The sequence below is a fragment of the Candidatus Sulfotelmatobacter sp. genome (assembly GCA_035498555.1).
In the GTDB taxonomy this organism is placed as follows: Bacteria; Eisenbacteria; RBG-16-71-46; order RBG-16-71-46; family RBG-16-71-46; genus DATKAB01.
On record DATKAB010000008.1, the window covers coordinates 13,801 to 29,441 of the forward strand.

The window sequence follows — 15,641 nt, forward strand, 5'->3', positions numbered from 1 at the left end:
CACGCGGAGCGTGTTCAAGCCGAGCCTAGGAGCGCAGCAGGTCGAAGATCTCTTCGTTGGTCTTGCAGCGATTCAGGAGCTCGAGCAGCTTGGTCATGGCTTCCTGCGGGTGCAGCCCGGCGAGGCCGCGCCGCAGCAGATGCATGCGCGGCACGATCTCGGGCGGGTAGAGCTTCTCCTCCTTGCGCGTGCCGCTCTTGGCGATGTCGATGGCCGGATAGATGCGCCGCTCGGCCAGCTCGCGCGACAGGTAGATCTCGCTGTTTCCGGTGCCCTTGAACTCCTCGAAGATGATCTGGTCCATGCGCGAGCCGGTGTCGATCAAGGCGGTGCCGATGATGGTGAGCGAGCCGCCGTTCTCGATCTTGCGGGCCGCGCCGAAGATCTGCCGCGGCGACTGCATGGCGTTCGAATCGAGTCCGCCCGACATGGTGCGGCCGCTGCCCTCGGAGCCGGCGTTGTAGGCGCGCGCGAGGCGCGTGATCGAGTCGAGCAGCAGCACCACGTCTTTTCCTTCGAGCACCTGGCCGGCGACCACCTCCATCGCGTACTCGGCGGTCGAGATGTGCTCCTCGATGGTCATGTCGCTCGAAGCGGCGATTACGTTGGCCGGGGTGTTGCGGCGGAAGTCGGTGACTTCCTCGGGGCGCTCGTCGACCAGCAACGCGTAGACGCCGACGTCGGGATGGTTGAACGCCACACTTGCCGCAATGATCTGCAGGATGCGGGTCTTGCCGGCCTTGGGCGGCGAAACGATCAGGCAGCGCTGCCCGCGTCCAATCGGGGCGATGATGTCGATGGCCCGGCCGGTGATGCGATCGCCGTAGGGGGGGTTGCCCTCGCCTGGCGGCAGCTCGAGGATCAGGCGCTCGGTGGGATCCAGCGCGACGCCGATCTGCTGGAGATCGCGCAGCACTTCGAGGCCACGGCGTTGCGGCCGTCCCGGGCGCTCGCGGCCACGGCGCCGGCCCTGCGGGCGGCCACCACCGCCACCGCGGCGGTCCTGCCCCGTGTCGGGCTGGCCGTTGTTCGAGTACGGCTGGGGCGCGGCATTCGACAGCGGCCGATAGCCGCGCGAGCGGCGCCGGCGCCGCCGGCCCTGGCCACCGCCACCGCCACCACCCATTCCGCCGCCACCGCCCATTCCACCTCCGCCCACGCCGCCGGGCGCTCCTCCCGGCATGCCGCCGCCCTCGCGGACCATCGGACTGGCTCCGGGATCGAAGGAACTACCTTGCATGGGGCCAATGCCCGGTTGCGGCGGGCGCGGACCGCGGGGACGGCGACGTCGTGGTCTCATTCGAGCTTCCTCAGGTGCGGTGCGTCAGTCGGCTTGGGGAGCCGGTTGCGCTTGGCACTGGCGCCGTTCGAGCGGCGCTCATTCGTGGGGCACATCAAAGACGGTCCAGAACGACTCCCGCGGGACCACCGGTTGCGAACGACGGCGCCGAGAACTCGCCTCGTCCGGATCGCTCTACGTCTCGTTCTCCGCCGGCGCGCCGATGCGCGGACGATGCAGAGGAACGGGCGAGAGCGCTACGCGCTCACGAAACGCAGGCCGCCCTCGCACGGAGCTGAAGCTGATGGATGCGCGATCCGGAAGATTCTGGACCGCCGCGGCGAGGGGCCGCGTTCGGATCGGTGTGCGCAGGCATTATGGCCGGGGCGGTTGCAAAAGTCCAGCCCGCTCGGGAGGCTAGCGCCCCCTCCACTCCGCCTCGGCCACGCCCGCGCGAGCGTTGCACCAGCGCGCCATCACGAACAGCAGGTCGGCGAGCCGGTTCAGGTAGCGGATCAGCCGCGGTTCGATCTTCTCCGACTGCGCGAGCCCCACGACGTGGCGCTCGGCGCGCCGGCACACCGCGCGTGCCACGTGGAGCTGGGCGGCGAGTGGAGTTCCCTGCGGCAGCACGAAGTTCCTGAGCGGTGGGAGCTGGCCCTCGAGACGATCGATCACGTTCTCGAGCGCCACGACGTCTTCGTCGCCGACGCGCGGGAGCTGCGCGAGCGAATCCGCCGAAGGGGTGGCCAGCTCGGCGCCGACGTGGAACAGCATCCGCTGCGCCGAGTCGAGCTCGGCGTGGAGCCAGCCCTGCAGATCGAGCGCGCGCGCCGCGCCGAGCGCCGCGTTCAGCTCGTCCACCTGGCCGTAGGCCTCGACGCGCGGCGCGCTTTTCAGCATCCGCTCGGGGCCCAGCACGCCGGTAAACCCGTCGTCGCCGGTGCGCGTGTAGATCTTCATGGCGCGGAGTGTAGCCGGCGGGTGCGGGGCTCGCCACCGCCGCGCTTGCGCCGGGGGGCGCTCCCCGGCATCATGTCCGCCCCCTTTCCGCAGCGGCTCTCTCCTGGCCGGGACACCGGAACGCATGTCCATACGCGACGCCCTCTCCGCGGTTTTGCGCGGCGAAGGCGTGACTCAACTCGACTCCGACACGCGCGCTCAGCTGGAACAGCTGGCGCACGACGCGCAGGCCGAAGGCCAGCTCGTCATGGTTCGCGATGAATGCGCCGCGCGGCTGCGCCAGCCAGGAGCCGCACACGCCGTCGAGTACCTGCTGGCGGCAGCCTGCGCCCTCCACGGCGAGATCGAGCGCGCGCTCCAAACGCTGCTGGCGCTCGGCGAGCGTCTGGCCGCCGAGAAGAAGTGGGAGGCGCTGGCCGCGGTGGCCGAGCGCGCGTTGGATCTCGAGGCCACCCAGGCCGGGGCCCGGCTGCTGGTGCAGGCGCACGAGGCGCTGAAGAAGGATCCGGCCCGCCTCGACGCGCTCGAGCGCGCCTGGGCGGTGACCCCCGACGATCTCGAGCTGGCGCTGCTGCTGGCAGTGCGGTTGGGCGAAGCGGGCGAGGCCAAGCGGCGGCGCGAGATCCTCACCGAGATGCTGCCCCGCTTCGCCGCGGCGCAACGCTGGGCCGGGCTGGAAGAGGCGGCGCTCGAGTTCGTCGAGCACGACGACCTCGAGGGGCTCTCGCGACTGGTGGCGATTCTCCCCACGGTCGCGACCCAGGGCGCGATCGCCGAGTGCCGCCAGCTGGTCGAGATCGCGGCGCCGCCGCTGGCGAAGGCCGGCGCTCTCGGCCGGCTCTATGGGCCCCTGCGCGAGGTGGCCACCCGGGCCATGGCGGGCGGCGGCGCGATCGCCGGCGAGCCGTTCCGCGACAGCGTCGTGACCGCGCTGCGGCAGGGGCCGGCGAAGGAGCTGCCCGATCCCGACGGCGTGATCCGCGGCGCGGGCCTCGAGGATCGCTCCCAGCCGCTCGACGCAGCGCTCGAGCGGTTCGATCGCACCGCGGCGCTCGCGCCCGGCCGCGCGGTTCATCACGCCTCGTTCGGCGCCGGGCGGATCGCCGCCAACGACGGCGAGAACGTGCTCATCGACTTCGCGCACTCGAAGCATCACCGCATGCCGTTTCTCGCCGCCCAGCGCACGTTGACGCCGATCGACGCGGGAGATTTGCGCCTGCTCAAGGTCTCGGACGCGGCCGGGCTGAAGAAGCTGATCGCCGAGGATCCGGCGACCACGCTGGTGCGCGCGCTCAAGTCGCTCAACGGAGACGCCGACGCGCAGAAGCTCAAGGTATTCCTGGTGGGCTCGGACCTGATTCCTTCCACCGAGTGGACCTCGTTCTGGCGCAAGGCCAGAGCCGCGGCCGAGAAGGACGCGCGCATCGACTCGTCGCGGGCCTTCGAGCAGCGTTATCGGCTGGCGGCCGAGGGCAGCGCGTCCTCGGGCGACGCGGTACCGTTGCCGGCGCTCGAGCCGCGCAAGCCGGCGCGCCACGAGCTGGCCAAGATCCGCCGGTTCCTGGCGCAGCACCCGAACGTCGAGAAACCGCTCGCGCAGCGCTTTGGCCGCACCGTCGAGCGAGTGATGAAGGATGCCGAGGGCGAGCGCGTGGATCGCGCGCGCGCCGGACTCTACTTCACCCGCTGGAATCCGGAGCGCGCCGCCGAATGGGGCCGGGTGCTGCAGTCGCTGTGGGAGCAGGGGCTCGAGATCGGCGAGCTGGCCGGCGAGGACGAACAGCTCGCGCTGCTCGAGGTCTCGCACGCGGTCGGGGTGGAGGCCGAGGCGATTCTCTCGGCGCTCGATTCGCGCTTCGCGGCGGTGCGCGAGCGCGCCGAGTTCTTCCAGGCGCAGCTCGACGACGCCGGCCGGGCCGAGCTGCGGCGCACGCTCCTCGAGCACGCCACGCGCCATCCGGCCGCCGCGCTGCGGCTGATCGAAGAGACGTCGGCCGGCAAACCCGCCGATGGCTGGCAGGTGCTGGTGGCGGCGATGACGCTGATCGAGGACAAGCCGAAGCCCTCGACCGCCGAGAAGATCCTGCGCCTGCTCGAACCCGGAGGAGCGATCGATCGGATGCTCGCGAACCTCCCGCGGCCCGACGAGACCCAGCTCCGTATTCGCGTGCTGCTCCGCCAGTGGCGCTCGAGCGATCGCTTCCTGTTCCCGACGCTGGACGCGATGAAGCGGCTGGGGCTCGGCGAAGAGGTCGAGTGGCTCGCGCAGCAGCGCCAGCAGAAGACCGACAAGCTGTTCGAGAGCGTGGGCAAGCAGGCGGAAGATTCGGACATTCCCGTGATGACGCGCGCGACCTGGAATCGCCTCTCGAAAGAGCTCGAGCGGTTGCAGAAGGAGCTGCGCACCACGATTCCGCAGACCATCCAGCGCGCCCGCGAGCTGGGCGATCTGCGCGAGAACGCCGAGTTCCACTCGGCGAAGCTCAAGCAGTCCAACGTCAGCAAGCTGGTGGCCTCGCTCCAGCTGCGCCTGGCGCGCGCGCGCTTCGTGGACGAGGCCGAGTACAAGGATGGCGTGGTGGGGCTCGGCAGCGAGGTCGCGCTCGAGAGCGACGACGAGGTCACGACCTACTGGATCCTCGGCGAAGGCGAGCAGCACCACGGCGACCACGTGATCTCCTTCCAGTCCCCCGTGGGTCGCGCGCTGATGGGACTCTCGATTGGAGACGAAGCGGAGTTGGGCGAGGCTGAACATCGCCGCCGCTATCGCGTGGTCTCGATCGAGCGCCGCCTCCCGCCGGTCGAGGGTGCAGACCCGCTCGCAACCGGCTGAGTCGCGAGCACATCCTCTCGAGCCAAGTCAAGGCTCGAAAGGGCCGAAAAAAATTTTCGGCGCGGCACGCGAAAAAAGCTTTTCGCTCGGCGACGGTCAGGCTATGGTACGCGCCGCGTCGCCGACCTCCGGGCCGCGCGACGCGAAACTCGAGATCTCGCGCGCCGTCCGGCGCGCTGCGACGCTGCTCTTGTGGGCGGCGATGACATTGAAGTTTGGCCGAACCGTGGGACGGTCCATGGGCCGTCCGTTCTGTTGGGTCGGAAAGGGATTTCCCGCCGCCCGCTGAACTTCTCGCCATGTGTTCGCGGGCAGATGTCGAAGTCGAGAAGCATCACCGGTCGCACGAGGGCGCATGGCACTCCAGGCGCGCGCGCCGGGTGTGACGCTCGAGGTGGACGAGACGCTGCGCGGTGCGCTGGCGCTCGGCGTGCTCGAAGCGGAGCATCTCCGGCTCGAACCACTTCCCACGGAATTCGACGCGGAAGCCGAGCGCGTGACGTCGCATCTGATCGCGGCGTTCGCCGGCAAGTCCCCGGCCGACATCCCCGGCGTGGCCGAGACGCGCGCGCTCTTCCACCGGCTCGACCTCGATCCGACCAAGACGCGCCCGAGCAGCGAGGCTCTGCTTCGCCGGGTGCTGCAGGGGAAGGGGCTCCCGCGCGTGAATCCGGCCGTGGATGTCTGCAACCTCTGCTCGCTCGAGCACCAGCTGCCGCTCGGCCTCTACGACCGGGACCAGCTGAAAGGCATGATGCGCGCGCGCGTCGGAACCCCAGGGGAAGGCTACTCGGGGATCCGCAAGCATCGGGTCAACCTCGAAGGCCGCATGCTGCTGGCCGACGACGAGGGGCCGTTCGGCGCGCCGACCTCGGATTCGGCGCGCACCTCGGTTGGGCCCCGCACCCGCCACGTGGTGGTGGTGATGTACTGCCCGAGCGATCGGGTGGGGACCCATCTCTCGGTCGCGCTCGAGCGCCTGGCCGACCTGCTGACCCGCTTCTGCTCGGCTCACGTGGTGGCGGTTCGCGTCGTCAACTGAGGGTCCCGGGGCGCCCCCCTGGGCTTGACCGGGGCTTGAGCCGCAGCCTAGAGTTTGGTGCTCTCGCCGAGCGCAACCCCTGCACCTGGGGCCGCCGGAGCCACTTTTCTGGGGAGGTTGTCATGAGAATGCGGTTCGCAGCCGCGCTACTCTTGCTCGCGCTGGTTCCCGGTGCGGCTCGAGCGACATCGCTTGGAATCGGAGTCGGTGCCTTTGGCGGCATCAACTATCCCGTGCTGATGGACAACGCCAAGACCGGAGCGATCTACGGGTTCCGCGCGCCGATTCGTGTGCTTCCGCTGATCACCATCGAACCCTTCTGGCAGTCTTCGACGCTGGGTGACGCCAACGAAACCTTCGGCGCGCTCGGCAGCCAGACGCGCGACGGCGGACAGTTCTCGAGCTACGGTGCCAACGTGGCGCTCACCGCGATGGGCTCGGGCCTCGCGGTCTTCCCGTACGTGGGAATCGGTTCGGGCACCTACAAGCAATCGGGCGTGAGCGACATCACCAAGACCACCTACGATTTCGGCCTCGGGCTCATGTTCAAGGTGCTGCCTTACACCGCGCTCGACATTCGCGGCCAGATGGACGCCCTGATCACGAGCGACACGTCTCGCAAGTTCGCCAGCGCCACCGCCGGGCTCACCTACCGGCTGCCGGTCCACTAGGGGGCCCGCCATGAACAAAATTCGCATCGGAATCCTGAGCGTCGCCCTGGCGACGCTGACCGCGGCGGGATGCCCGCTGATCTCCGGCCAGTTCCTGGTCAAGTTCAACCTGCCGACCCCGATCGACGTGACGGTCGCCGGCGGCGTGGGCTCGGCCAACGTGGATCTGAATACGATCTCGGAGTACAAGGACCACAAGGACAACGTCAAGGACCTCGCCGACTTCGCGGTGCTCGCCGACATCACCAATACGACCTCGCCGCCGGCCGCGATCGATGTCGAGGTCTGGATCACGCCCACCACCACCAGCTACACCACCTCGGCCGCGGTCAAGGGCGACGCCTCGGCGAAACGCGTGTGGGGTCCGTTCCACCTCAACGCGGGCCAGAGCGCGACCATCGACTGGGACAAGTCGGCGGCGCTGTTCACCGCGGACGGCAAGAACGCGATCGTGACGGAGCTGAAGGGCGACGGCATCTTCACCGCCTACGTGCTCAGCAACACCAGCGCGGCGACCTTCCAGGTGAAGAACGGCGTGTTCGCCATCGTGATCGACGCCGGCCAATAGCCGGGTGTCCGCAACCCAACGGCGCCGGATCTCGCGAGAGACCCGGCGCCGGGGCTTTTCAGAGGGGGTCGAGCGCGGGGCGCGAGGGAGCGCCGCCGCGAGCGGCATCCCCCGAAGGAGCTAACCCCGCCAGCGATTGGTGATCGGGAGCCGCCGGTCCTTGCCGAAGGCGCGCGGCGTGATCTTGATGCCGGGCGGGCTCTGGCGGCGCTTGTACTCGGCGCGGTCCACCATGCGGAACACGCGGCGCACGGTCTCGAGGTCGTAGCCCATCTCGGCGATCTCGCCGGCCGAGCGATCCTCCTCGACGTACATGCGCAGGATCGGATCGAGCACGTCGTAGGGGGGGAGCGTGTCCTGATCGGTCTGATCGGCGCGGAGCTCGGCGCTCGGCGCGCGCGACAGCGTGCGCTCGGGGATCGGGCCCAGCCCGCTGCCGTTGCGGTGGCGCGCGAGCTGGTAAACGTTCGTCTTGTAGACGTCCTTCAGCACCGCGAAGCCGCCAGCGGTGTCGCCGTAGAGGGTGCAGTAGCCGACCGAGATCTCGCTCTTGTTTCCGGTGGTGAGCACCAGCCAGCCGAACTTGTTGGAGAGCGCCATCAGCTCGTTGCCGCGGATGCGCGCCTGCAGGTTCTCCTCGGTGATATCGGGCGCGCGCCCGGCGAATTGCGTGGAGAGCGTGCGCAGGTAGCCCTCGAACAGCTCGTCGATCGGCAGCTCGATCAGGCGGAGGCCCAGGTTCTGCGCCAGCGCGGTGGCATCCTCCCTGGAGGCGGCGGAAGTGAAGCGCGTGGGCATCGAGACGCCGACCACGTGCTCGGGGCCGAGCGCGTCCACCGCGATGCAGGCGGTCAGCGCGGAATCCACGCCGCCCGAGAGCCCGAGCACCACGGTCTCGAATCCATTCTTGCGCACGTAGTCGCGCGTGCCGAGCACCAGCGCCTGATAGATCTCGGCCGCGAGTTCCTGCGTCGGTTGCGCCGCGCGCCGGGCCATCGCCGGTCGGGGCGCCACCGCGACCGCCACCGCCGCATGCCCCTCGCCCGGCTCCTGGCGCCCGAGGGTGACGCGCACCGCGGGCTCGCCGCCCTCGAGCACGCGGCCCTTGCGCAGCAGGGGATTGTGGAGGCGGGCGTTGAAGACGTCGTCGAGATTGACGTCGGCGACCAGCAGGTCTTCCTGGAACATCGCGCCGTCGGCGAGCACCTGACCCTGCTGATCGATGATCAGGCTGCAGCCGTCGTAGATCACCTCGTCCTGCCCGCCCACCAGGTTCACGTAGCAGACCACCACCAGATTGTCGGCCGCGCGCGTGCACAACATGCGGCGCCGCTGTTGCGCCTTTCCGGCGTGGTAGGGCGAGGCCGAGACGTTGATCACGACCTCGGCGCCGCCGCGGAACACCTGCTCCTCGACCGGACCGCCCGAGTACCAGATGTCCTCGCAGATGTTGACGCCGATCACCGCGCCTTCGCGCACGAACACCGGATTCGAGGTCGAAGGCATGAAGTAGCGGTTCTCGTCGAACACGCCGTAGTTCGGCAGATAGCGCTTGCGGTAGGTCCCGGCCCAGGCGCCGTCGTGGAGGATCGCCGCGGCGTTGAACAGATCCACGTCGCGATCCACCGTTCCCACCACCACCGTCATGCCGCGGGTGTGCGGGAGCAGCTCGTGAGTCCGCTGCATGGCGCGCTCGATGAACGACGGCTTGAGCAGCAGATCCTCGGGTGGATAGCCGGTGATCACCATCTCCGGCAGCGCCAGCAGGTCCACTCCGGAGGCACGCGCCTTCTCGATGGATTCGACGATCTGCCGGAAGTTGCCGTCGAGATCGCCGACGGTGGGATTGATCTGGGCGAGCCCGAGACGCAGTCGTCGCATGGGCGGGCGATTGTGCGGCGCTTGATGGGTCCGCGCAAGCGAACGACAGGAAAACGAAAACGCCCGGCCGAGGCCGGGCGGTCCCGTTTCGGAGCGGGCGATCGGTGCCCGCCCACTTCAAGAGGGAAGCCTTGAGTTCAGCGCTTGGTGCCGTCTCGCCGACTTCCGACCCGCCGGCCGTCCGGGGCCTCGCAGGACCCATTCCTTTCGGGAGCGACCACGGGCTCTTGAATCGTCTGAGGGTGCCGGATCACGGTCCGGCGCCATTGGGAACGATCTCGCAAGTCCCGTTCCCGTGCCCTCACGGGCTTCAGACAACGCAAACGATTGTGGCAGCATGGGCTCCGCGGCGCCAAGCAAAATCTACGTCCAGCCCGGTACCGGAAACATGGCGGATTTCCTTACAGTCCGTGCGGATCGCGACTGCCCGGATGGGCAGTCAGCCGCGGGCCCCGGCCTTCGTCGCGGGCTGTATCGCGGCCAGAGCGGCCCCCCCGAAGGCGAGCCAGCCGAGCCACAGAAACGCGGTGCATATCGCCGCAGCCAGGGCCTGGCCCTGGGCTCCCGGGCCCACCACCAGCGGCTCGCCCGTGGCGCGGCGATAGAGCAACGTGGTGAGCGCGGCGGTGCCCGCCGTGCCCGCGGCCAGCCCCAGGTTGCGCATCGTCGCCTGGAGCCCGGAGGCGAGCCCGAGCCGATGCGCGGGCACCGAACCCATCACCACCGAAGCGTTCGGGACGGTGAATAGGCCGAGGCCCACGCCGATCAGGATCGCCCCGGGCAGCAGCCCGCGAGCCGAGCCACCCATCCTCGCGAGCAGGAAATCCCCGCCTGCGACCAGCAGCAGGCCGCCGACGCTGAGAAGACGAGTGCCCACTCGATCGGACCAGCGGCCGGCGAGCGGGGCGCACAACAGCGCCGCGACCGGGAGGACCGCGAGCCAGCCACCGGCGTGACGCGCATCGAGACCACGCACCACCTCGAGGTAGGGAGGCAGCAGGAACGCGACCGCGATCGACAGCACCTGCCCGAGCAGCGTGAGGAACGCGGCGGGACCCAGCGGCCCGCGGAGCAGATCCCAGGGGAGCAACGGCTGGGATTCGCGCGACTCGGCCCACGCGAATGCGGCGAGCAGCACGAACGCCGCGCCTGCGGCCATCACGACCGTGCGCGACGTCCAGCCGCGCTCGGGTCCGAGCGAGAGCGCGACCATCAGCGCGGCGAGCCCCGCCGACCAGGTCACGACCGAGGCGAGCCCGAGTGGCTGCGGCTCGGCCACCGGCGCGTCCTCGGGTACGTTTCGCTGGAGGAGCCACAGCGCGATCAGGCCGATCGGCAGGTTGATGAGGAACAGCCAGCGCCAGGAGAGGGCGCTGACCACCAGCCCGCCGAGCGGCGGCCCGGCCGCGAGGCCAACGCCGACCGAGGCTCCGAATGCGCCGATCGCGCGGCCGCGCTCCGTCTCGGGGAAGGCCGCGACCAGCAGCGCGGTGGCGTTTGCCGACATCATCGCGGCGCCCAGTCCCTGAACGGCGCGCGCGGCGATCAGCCAGCCCACCGCCGGCGCGGCGGCGCAGGCCAGCGACGAGGCGAGAAAGATCACGAGGCCGAGCGCGTAGAGCCGGCGGCGCCCGGCGCGATCGGCCAGGCGACCGAGGGCGAGCAGCAGGCCGGTGATCACCAGCACGTAGGCCAGCACCACCCAGCTCACGCGCGTGAGCGGAGAGTGATATTCACCGGCGATCGCCGGCAGCGCCAGATTGACGACGCTGATGTCGAGCGTCGCCACGATCGTGCCCAGCGCCAGCGCGGGAAACACGCGCCAGCGCCGAGGCACGACCGGGGTCACGACTGCCGGACCCAGCGCAGGATCTCGGGCAGGTTTGGGGTCTTGCCGTACATGAGCAGCCCGGTGCGGAACACGCGAGCGCCGATCCGCAACGCGAGCGCCGCCGAGCCGGCCAGCAGCGCCAGCGACAGCGCCAGTTCCCAGACCGGAATCGCGGCGCCGGTGCTGAGCCGCATCAGCATGGTGGTCGCGGCGGTGAGCGGGAACAGCGAGAAGCCGCGCGCCAGGGCCCCGTTCGGCTGGTCCACCACCGAGAACCACACGATCATCGGAATGAAGTTCGCGAACGTGAACATGTAGGCGATCTGCTGCGCCTCGCGAAGATTGTTGGCGATCGCGCCGATCGCGGTCATCAGGCTGGCGTAGAACAGGTAGCCGAGGCCGAAGTAGACCACGCCGAACACCATCAGCGACGGCGTGAAACGCGCGCCCACCAACCCCGCCACGGGTCCGCCGAAGGTGAGCCCGGCGAAGGTCCAGGCCGCCACCAGCGTCATGCCGGCGGTGCCGAGACCCAGCAGCTTGCCCACCATGAGATCGTCGGGGGTCACGGTGCAGAGCAGCGACTCGAGGATTCGCGATTCCTTCTCCTCGCTCACGCCCTGCAGCAGGTACTGGCCGCCGATCACGATCGACATGGCCAGCAGCAGCGCCACGCCGATCGGCAGGAAGATGTCGACCGCATCGCGCGCGTCGTCCTTCAGGATCCACTGGTCGTGGCGATCGAGCGTGAAATCCTGGATCCCGGCCATCGGACGGCTGGCGCGCCCGGCGCGGGTCGACTCGACCGCGCCGGCGATCAGCGCGCTGGTCAGCCAATTCCGCAGGCTGCGGTCCTGGCCCTCGCCGAACAGGCTGCTCTGCTTGATGTAGCGTCGCATCCGGCCGCTCTGGAGATAGTCCGGCGACATCACCAGCAGCTGATTCGCCCGGCCCGCGCGCACGGCGGCCTCGCCCGAGGCCTGATCCGGATAGAACTCGACGTGCGCGGTGAACACCTCGGGCTGTTGATTGGGTTTCTTGGCGGCGAACGGACTTCCGCCGGCGGTCACCTCGGTGCGGATTTCGCGGGGCGCGTTGGCCAGGGCGCCGCTCGAGTCCACGACCGCGATCTGGTGGGTTTCGGCCAGGCGCTTGCGACTGCTGTTCCCCGCGAGATAGGCCGGCAACGCCGAAATCAGCGCGTAGTAGAGCGGGACGAACACGAGCGTGAAGACGAACGCCTTGCGCCGGATGGTGGTGAGGTACTCGCGGCGCGCGATGGTGAGCGCGCGCGTCGGGGAGAATCTCATGACGCACCTCCCGCGGGGTGCAGTTCGTCCACGGTGGGAGCGCCGCTGCGGCCTTCATCCAGCCCGATGCCCTGAGTCACGACGTGCACGAAGATGTCCTCGAGCGGCGGCTCGGCCGGCGTGTAGGACTCGATCGCCACGCCGGCGCTGACCAGCGAGCGCAGCACCGCCGACGGGCCGGCTTCGCTTTCGAGCACCAGCTTGGTGGCGCCGTTCACGCGCTCCGCGCGGCGCACGCCCGGGATCGTCTCGGGCAGCGCGACCGCCTCGACCAGCACCGCGTGTTCGGCGTACTGCCTGCGCAGCTCGCGCACCGAACCGTACATCACCATGTGCCCGCGGTTGATGAGCAGCGCCCGATCGCAGAGCTGCTCGACTTTGTTCATCTGGTGCGTGGAGAGCAGCACGGTGGAGCCGGCACGGCGGCGCTCGCCCAGCACGTCCTCGAACAGCTGCACGTTGAGCGGATCGAGCCCGCTGAACGGCTCGTCGAGGATCAAGAGGCGCGGCTCGCCGATCAGCGCCGTACAGAGCTGCACCTTCTGCTGCATGCCCTTCGAGAGCGCCTGCACCTGTTTCTTCGCCCAGGTCTCGAGTCCGAAGCGCGTGAGCAGCTCCATGGCTGCGGCTCGCGCCACCCGCGAGCGCATGCCCTTCAACTCGCCGTAGTAGGCGAGCGCATCGAGCACGGGAATCTTGCGATACAGCCCGCGTTCCTCGGGCAGATAGGCGATGCGCGAGCTGCGCTCGGCGCCCACCGGGCGGCCTTCGAGCAGGATCTCGCCGGAATCGGGGCGCAGAATGTCGGTGATCATGCGGATGAGCGTGGTCTTGCCGGCGCCGTTGGGCCCGAGCAGGGCGAAGATCTCGCCCGGCTGGACCTCGAACGACACGCGGTTGACGACGGCGCGACCGTCGTAGCTCTTGACCACGTCGCGGACCTGAAGCATCGGGCCTCCTCGGGGTGCGAAGCGTCGCGGGACGCATCGATTGCAACCGGATCGCAGCCTAGAAGATGGCTCAGGCCCCCTCAAGCCGGGTTCGACCGACGGAGTTCGGCGATCGGTGAATGGCGGCAGGCGGCCGGCGTCCGGTGCTCAGAAATCCCTCACCCGGGCGGCGGCAGGCTACTTTCTGCCCGATTCTCAGCCTGCGGCCGCCTCGAAAGGCCCCAAACCCTTGCGGGACGGTGTCCCGGGCTGGCCTTGCTCTTGCGAAACTCGACGCGGCTGATGATCCCCGGATGCCCGTCGTGGCGCCCGGCACTACTCGGGCCGATTTCGAGGTCAGCGGGATGCGTTCGCTCCGAATTCTTTCAGTACTGGCGATGGCGATCTTCGCACTCTACGGGTGCTCGAACAGCGGCTCCAATCCCGTGCTGCCGCCGCTCTCGGCGGTGACGCTCAACATTCACTCCGACAGCGTGAAGGTCAACGGCTCGATCCAGTTCACCGCGACCGCGTACGATCTCTCGAGTCATCCCGTCCCGGGCGCGACCTTCGCCTGGAACACCTCCGACGCCTCGGTGTTCACGGTCACCAATACCGGCCGAGTCACCGGCAAGGGCGAAGGCACTGCCTGGCTCTACGCCGCGACCGGCGGCCTGATCGACAGCGCGTCGGTGCTGGTGCTGCCAGCCACCGGCGGGTGGTTCGTGCAGACGAGCAATTCGACCGCGCAGCTCAACAGCGTGTTCTTCCAGAGTGACGCCCGAAACGGATGCGCGGTGGGATCCGCGGGCGAGATCCTGACCACCGGCGATGCCGGGACCACCTGGACGCGCCGCGTCAGCAATACCTCGTTCAATCTCAATTCCGTGAAGTTCGTCTCGGCCACCGAAGGGTGGGCGGTCGGCGGCAACGGGACCGCAGTGCACACCACCGACGCTGGCGTGACCTGGGCCGTGGTGCTGACCGGCGCGAGCGAGAACCTGATCGACGTGTGCTTCGCGACGCCCGACACGGGCTGGGCGGTGGGCGCCAATGGCGTGATCATTCGCAGCTTCGATCACGGCGGCACGTGGAGCATCGTTCATCCCACAGCCAACACGCTCAATGGCGTGTCATTCGCCGGAACCCTCGACGGCTGGGCGGTGGGCAACGGCGGCGTCGTGCTGGGCACCCATGATCGCGGCGACACGTGGTTCATCGTGCAGCCCTCGCTCACCACCCAGCCCCTTAGGCGGGTGTGGCGCCGCAGTGAGCCGATGGCGGTCGCGGTGGGCGCCGCGGGCACCGTGCTGCGCAGCTATGCGGGCGCGGATTCGACCACCTGGGAGCTGGACAACGCGGGCGCCGCGAACTCGCTGGAAGGCGTGATGTTCCTCACCAGCACGCATGGCTGGGCAGTAGGCGCCAACGGTACCGGCATCGTGCTCGAGACCCTCGACGGCGGCGTGACCTGGCAGCCCCAGACTGCTCCGGCGGCCAATCCGCTGCGCGGCGTCTACTTCGTGGATGCCCTGCGTGGCTGGGTGGTCGGCGACAACGGCCGCATCCTGCACACCGGGACCGGCGGGCAGTGAGTCCCGTCTGAAGCTCGGTTAGACTGCGGCGCGGACCTACCCGCGGCGGGCACCCCTCGTACGGCGCGCCGCAATCGTCATTCACCGTCCCCGCATCCGGAGCAGGCATGAGCGAACGGCTGGTGATCGTGGACGGCTACAACCTCATCCTGCGCACGCCGCAGCTCAAGCCCGGCGACGGGCGCACCCTCGCCGAAGCCCGCGAGAAGCTCGAGAACCTGCTGTCGTGGGCGATGGGGCCCGAGGTGAAGTTTCTGATCGTCTACGACGGGCGCGAAGGGCTGTCGAAGGGGCCGCGCTTGGGGCGTGTCGAGACGCGCTTCTCGAAGCCGCCCGCGACCGCCGATGATCTGATCCGAACGCTGGTCGAGGAGCGGGTCGAAAAGAGCGAACATCTGACGGTGGTGACGTCAGACCTCGAGGTGGCCCGCCACGCGCGCGCCATGGGCGCCGACATCGCGCTCAGCGATCTGTTCCTCGCCAGCGCGCTCGGCGCACCCGGCTCTGCCGAGACGCCCGAGAAGCCGGCCACGCTCACGCGCAAGGAGCTCGAGGAGTGGGTCGAGCTGTTTCGCAAACGGGGCGGCGGCGATCCCGACGGGGATATTTAGCCTTCGGTTGTGCGGCGAAGAATGTTGACGGCCGGATCGGGAGTGTGCCGATCCGGCCAGTTCGTTTCGGCTAGACCGCCAACTTGAGCGAGTGCTGGCGGGGATTGAGGATCGGGCTGGTGGGCACC

12 protein-coding genes are annotated in these 15,641 nt (G+C 69.3%); 6 read left to right on the top strand and 6 right to left on the bottom strand.

The features are described 5' to 3' along the window. Positions 1 to 25 precede the first annotated feature (25 nt). Together rho and VMJ70_01140 are read right to left on the bottom strand one after the other, a co-directional pair. Positions 26 to 1,204 (bottom strand): transcription termination factor Rho, encoded by a 1,179-nt coding sequence (gene rho, locus VMJ70_01135; GenBank protein HTO89709.1) that lies wholly within the window; start codon positions 1,202 to 1,204, stop codon positions 26 to 28. A 492-nt stretch (positions 1,205 to 1,696) separates the two neighbouring features. Further along, complete coding sequence (locus VMJ70_01140; protein ID HTO89710.1) at positions 1,697 to 2,242, bottom strand: cob(I)yrinic acid a,c-diamide adenosyltransferase; 546 nt, start codon at positions 2,240 to 2,242, stop codon at positions 1,697 to 1,699. A 169-nt stretch (positions 2,243 to 2,411) separates the two neighbouring features. Between VMJ70_01140 and VMJ70_01145 the strand changes: the two genes are divergently transcribed. The 4 genes from VMJ70_01145 to VMJ70_01160 all read left to right on the top strand — a co-directional run bounded on the left by VMJ70_01145 (position 2,412) and on the right by VMJ70_01160 (position 7,356). Then, complete coding sequence (locus VMJ70_01145; protein HTO89711.1) at positions 2,412 to 5,075, top strand: GreA/GreB family elongation factor; 2,664 nt, start codon at positions 2,412 to 2,414, stop codon at positions 5,073 to 5,075. Positions 5,076 to 5,430: 355 nt separating this feature from the next. Further along, positions 5,431 to 6,117, top strand: a complete 687-nt coding sequence (locus VMJ70_01150; GenBank protein ID HTO89712.1) for a phenylalanine--tRNA ligase beta subunit-related protein — start codon at positions 5,431 to 5,433, stop codon at positions 6,115 to 6,117. 122 nt (positions 6,118 to 6,239) lie between these two features. Further along, positions 6,240 to 6,788: a hypothetical protein gene (locus VMJ70_01155; GenBank protein HTO89713.1), complete on the top strand. Its 549-nt coding sequence runs from the start codon at positions 6,240 to 6,242 to the stop codon at positions 6,786 to 6,788. A gap of 10 nt (positions 6,789 to 6,798) precedes the next feature. Further along, positions 6,799 to 7,356, top strand: coding sequence for a hypothetical protein (locus tag VMJ70_01160; GenBank protein HTO89714.1), 558 nt, complete (start codon positions 6,799 to 6,801; stop codon positions 7,354 to 7,356). Between the two features lie 120 nt (positions 7,357 to 7,476). On the opposite strand, the gene VMJ70_01165 is transcribed toward VMJ70_01160, so the two are convergent. The 4 genes from VMJ70_01165 to VMJ70_01180 all read right to left on the bottom strand — a co-directional run bounded on the left by VMJ70_01165 (position 7,477) and on the right by VMJ70_01180 (position 13,328). After that, positions 7,477 to 9,237: an NAD+ synthase gene (locus tag VMJ70_01165; protein HTO89715.1), complete on the bottom strand. Its 1,761-nt coding sequence runs from the start codon at positions 9,235 to 9,237 to the stop codon at positions 7,477 to 7,479. Positions 9,238 to 9,676: 439 nt separating this feature from the next. Continuing rightward, positions 9,677 to 11,074, bottom strand: a complete 1,398-nt coding sequence (locus tag VMJ70_01170; GenBank protein ID HTO89716.1) for an MFS transporter — start codon at positions 11,072 to 11,074, stop codon at positions 9,677 to 9,679. Positions 11,075 to 11,082: 8 nt separating this feature from the next. Beyond that, complete coding sequence (locus tag VMJ70_01175; GenBank protein ID HTO89717.1) at positions 11,083 to 12,378, bottom strand: ABC transporter permease; 1,296 nt, start codon at positions 12,376 to 12,378, stop codon at positions 11,083 to 11,085. Continuing rightward, positions 12,375 to 13,328, bottom strand: coding sequence for an ATP-binding cassette domain-containing protein (locus VMJ70_01180; protein ID HTO89718.1), 954 nt, complete (start codon positions 13,326 to 13,328; stop codon positions 12,375 to 12,377). The genes VMJ70_01175 and VMJ70_01180 overlap by 4 nt, the downstream gene beginning before the upstream one ends. A 344-nt stretch (positions 13,329 to 13,672) precedes the next feature. On the opposite strand from VMJ70_01180, the gene VMJ70_01185 reads away from it, so the two are divergent. Beyond that, positions 13,673 to 14,902, top strand: a complete 1,230-nt coding sequence (locus VMJ70_01185) for a YCF48-related protein (protein ID HTO89719.1) — start codon at positions 13,673 to 13,675, stop codon at positions 14,900 to 14,902. A 107-nt stretch (positions 14,903 to 15,009) separates the two neighbouring features. After that, positions 15,010 to 15,513 carry an NYN domain-containing protein gene (locus VMJ70_01190; GenBank protein ID HTO89720.1) on the top strand — a complete coding sequence of 168 codons (504 nt, stop codon included), beginning with the start codon at positions 15,010 to 15,012 and terminating at the stop codon, positions 15,511 to 15,513. Positions 15,514 to 15,641 lie beyond the last annotated feature (128 nt).

Coding starts and splice junctions, on each gene's coding strand:
- VMJ70_01155 (HTO89713.1), top strand. CDS start 6,240: ATGAGAATGCGGTTCGCAGCCGCGCTACTCTTGCTCGCGCTGGTTCCC.
- VMJ70_01175 (HTO89717.1), bottom strand. CDS start 12,378: ATGAGATTCTCCCCGACGCGCGCGCTCACCATCGCGCGCCGCGAGTAC.
- VMJ70_01190 (HTO89720.1), top strand. CDS start 15,010: ATGAGCGAACGGCTGGTGATCGTGGACGGCTACAACCTCATCCTGCGC.
- VMJ70_01185 (HTO89719.1), top strand. CDS start 13,673: ATGCGTTCGCTCCGAATTCTTTCAGTACTGGCGATGGCGATCTTCGCA.
- VMJ70_01165 (HTO89715.1), bottom strand. CDS start 9,237: ATGCGACGACTGCGTCTCGGGCTCGCCCAGATCAATCCCACCGTCGGC.
- VMJ70_01140 (HTO89710.1), bottom strand. CDS start 2,242: ATGAAGATCTACACGCGCACCGGCGACGACGGGTTTACCGGCGTGCTG.
- rho (HTO89709.1), bottom strand. CDS start 1,204: ATGGTCCGCGAGGGCGGCGGCATGCCGGGAGGAGCGCCCGGCGGCGTG.
- VMJ70_01160 (HTO89714.1), top strand. CDS start 6,799: ATGAACAAAATTCGCATCGGAATCCTGAGCGTCGCCCTGGCGACGCTG.
- VMJ70_01180 (HTO89718.1), bottom strand. CDS start 13,328: ATGCTTCAGGTCCGCGACGTGGTCAAGAGCTACGACGGTCGCGCCGTC.
- VMJ70_01150 (HTO89712.1), top strand. CDS start 5,431: ATGGCACTCCAGGCGCGCGCGCCGGGTGTGACGCTCGAGGTGGACGAG.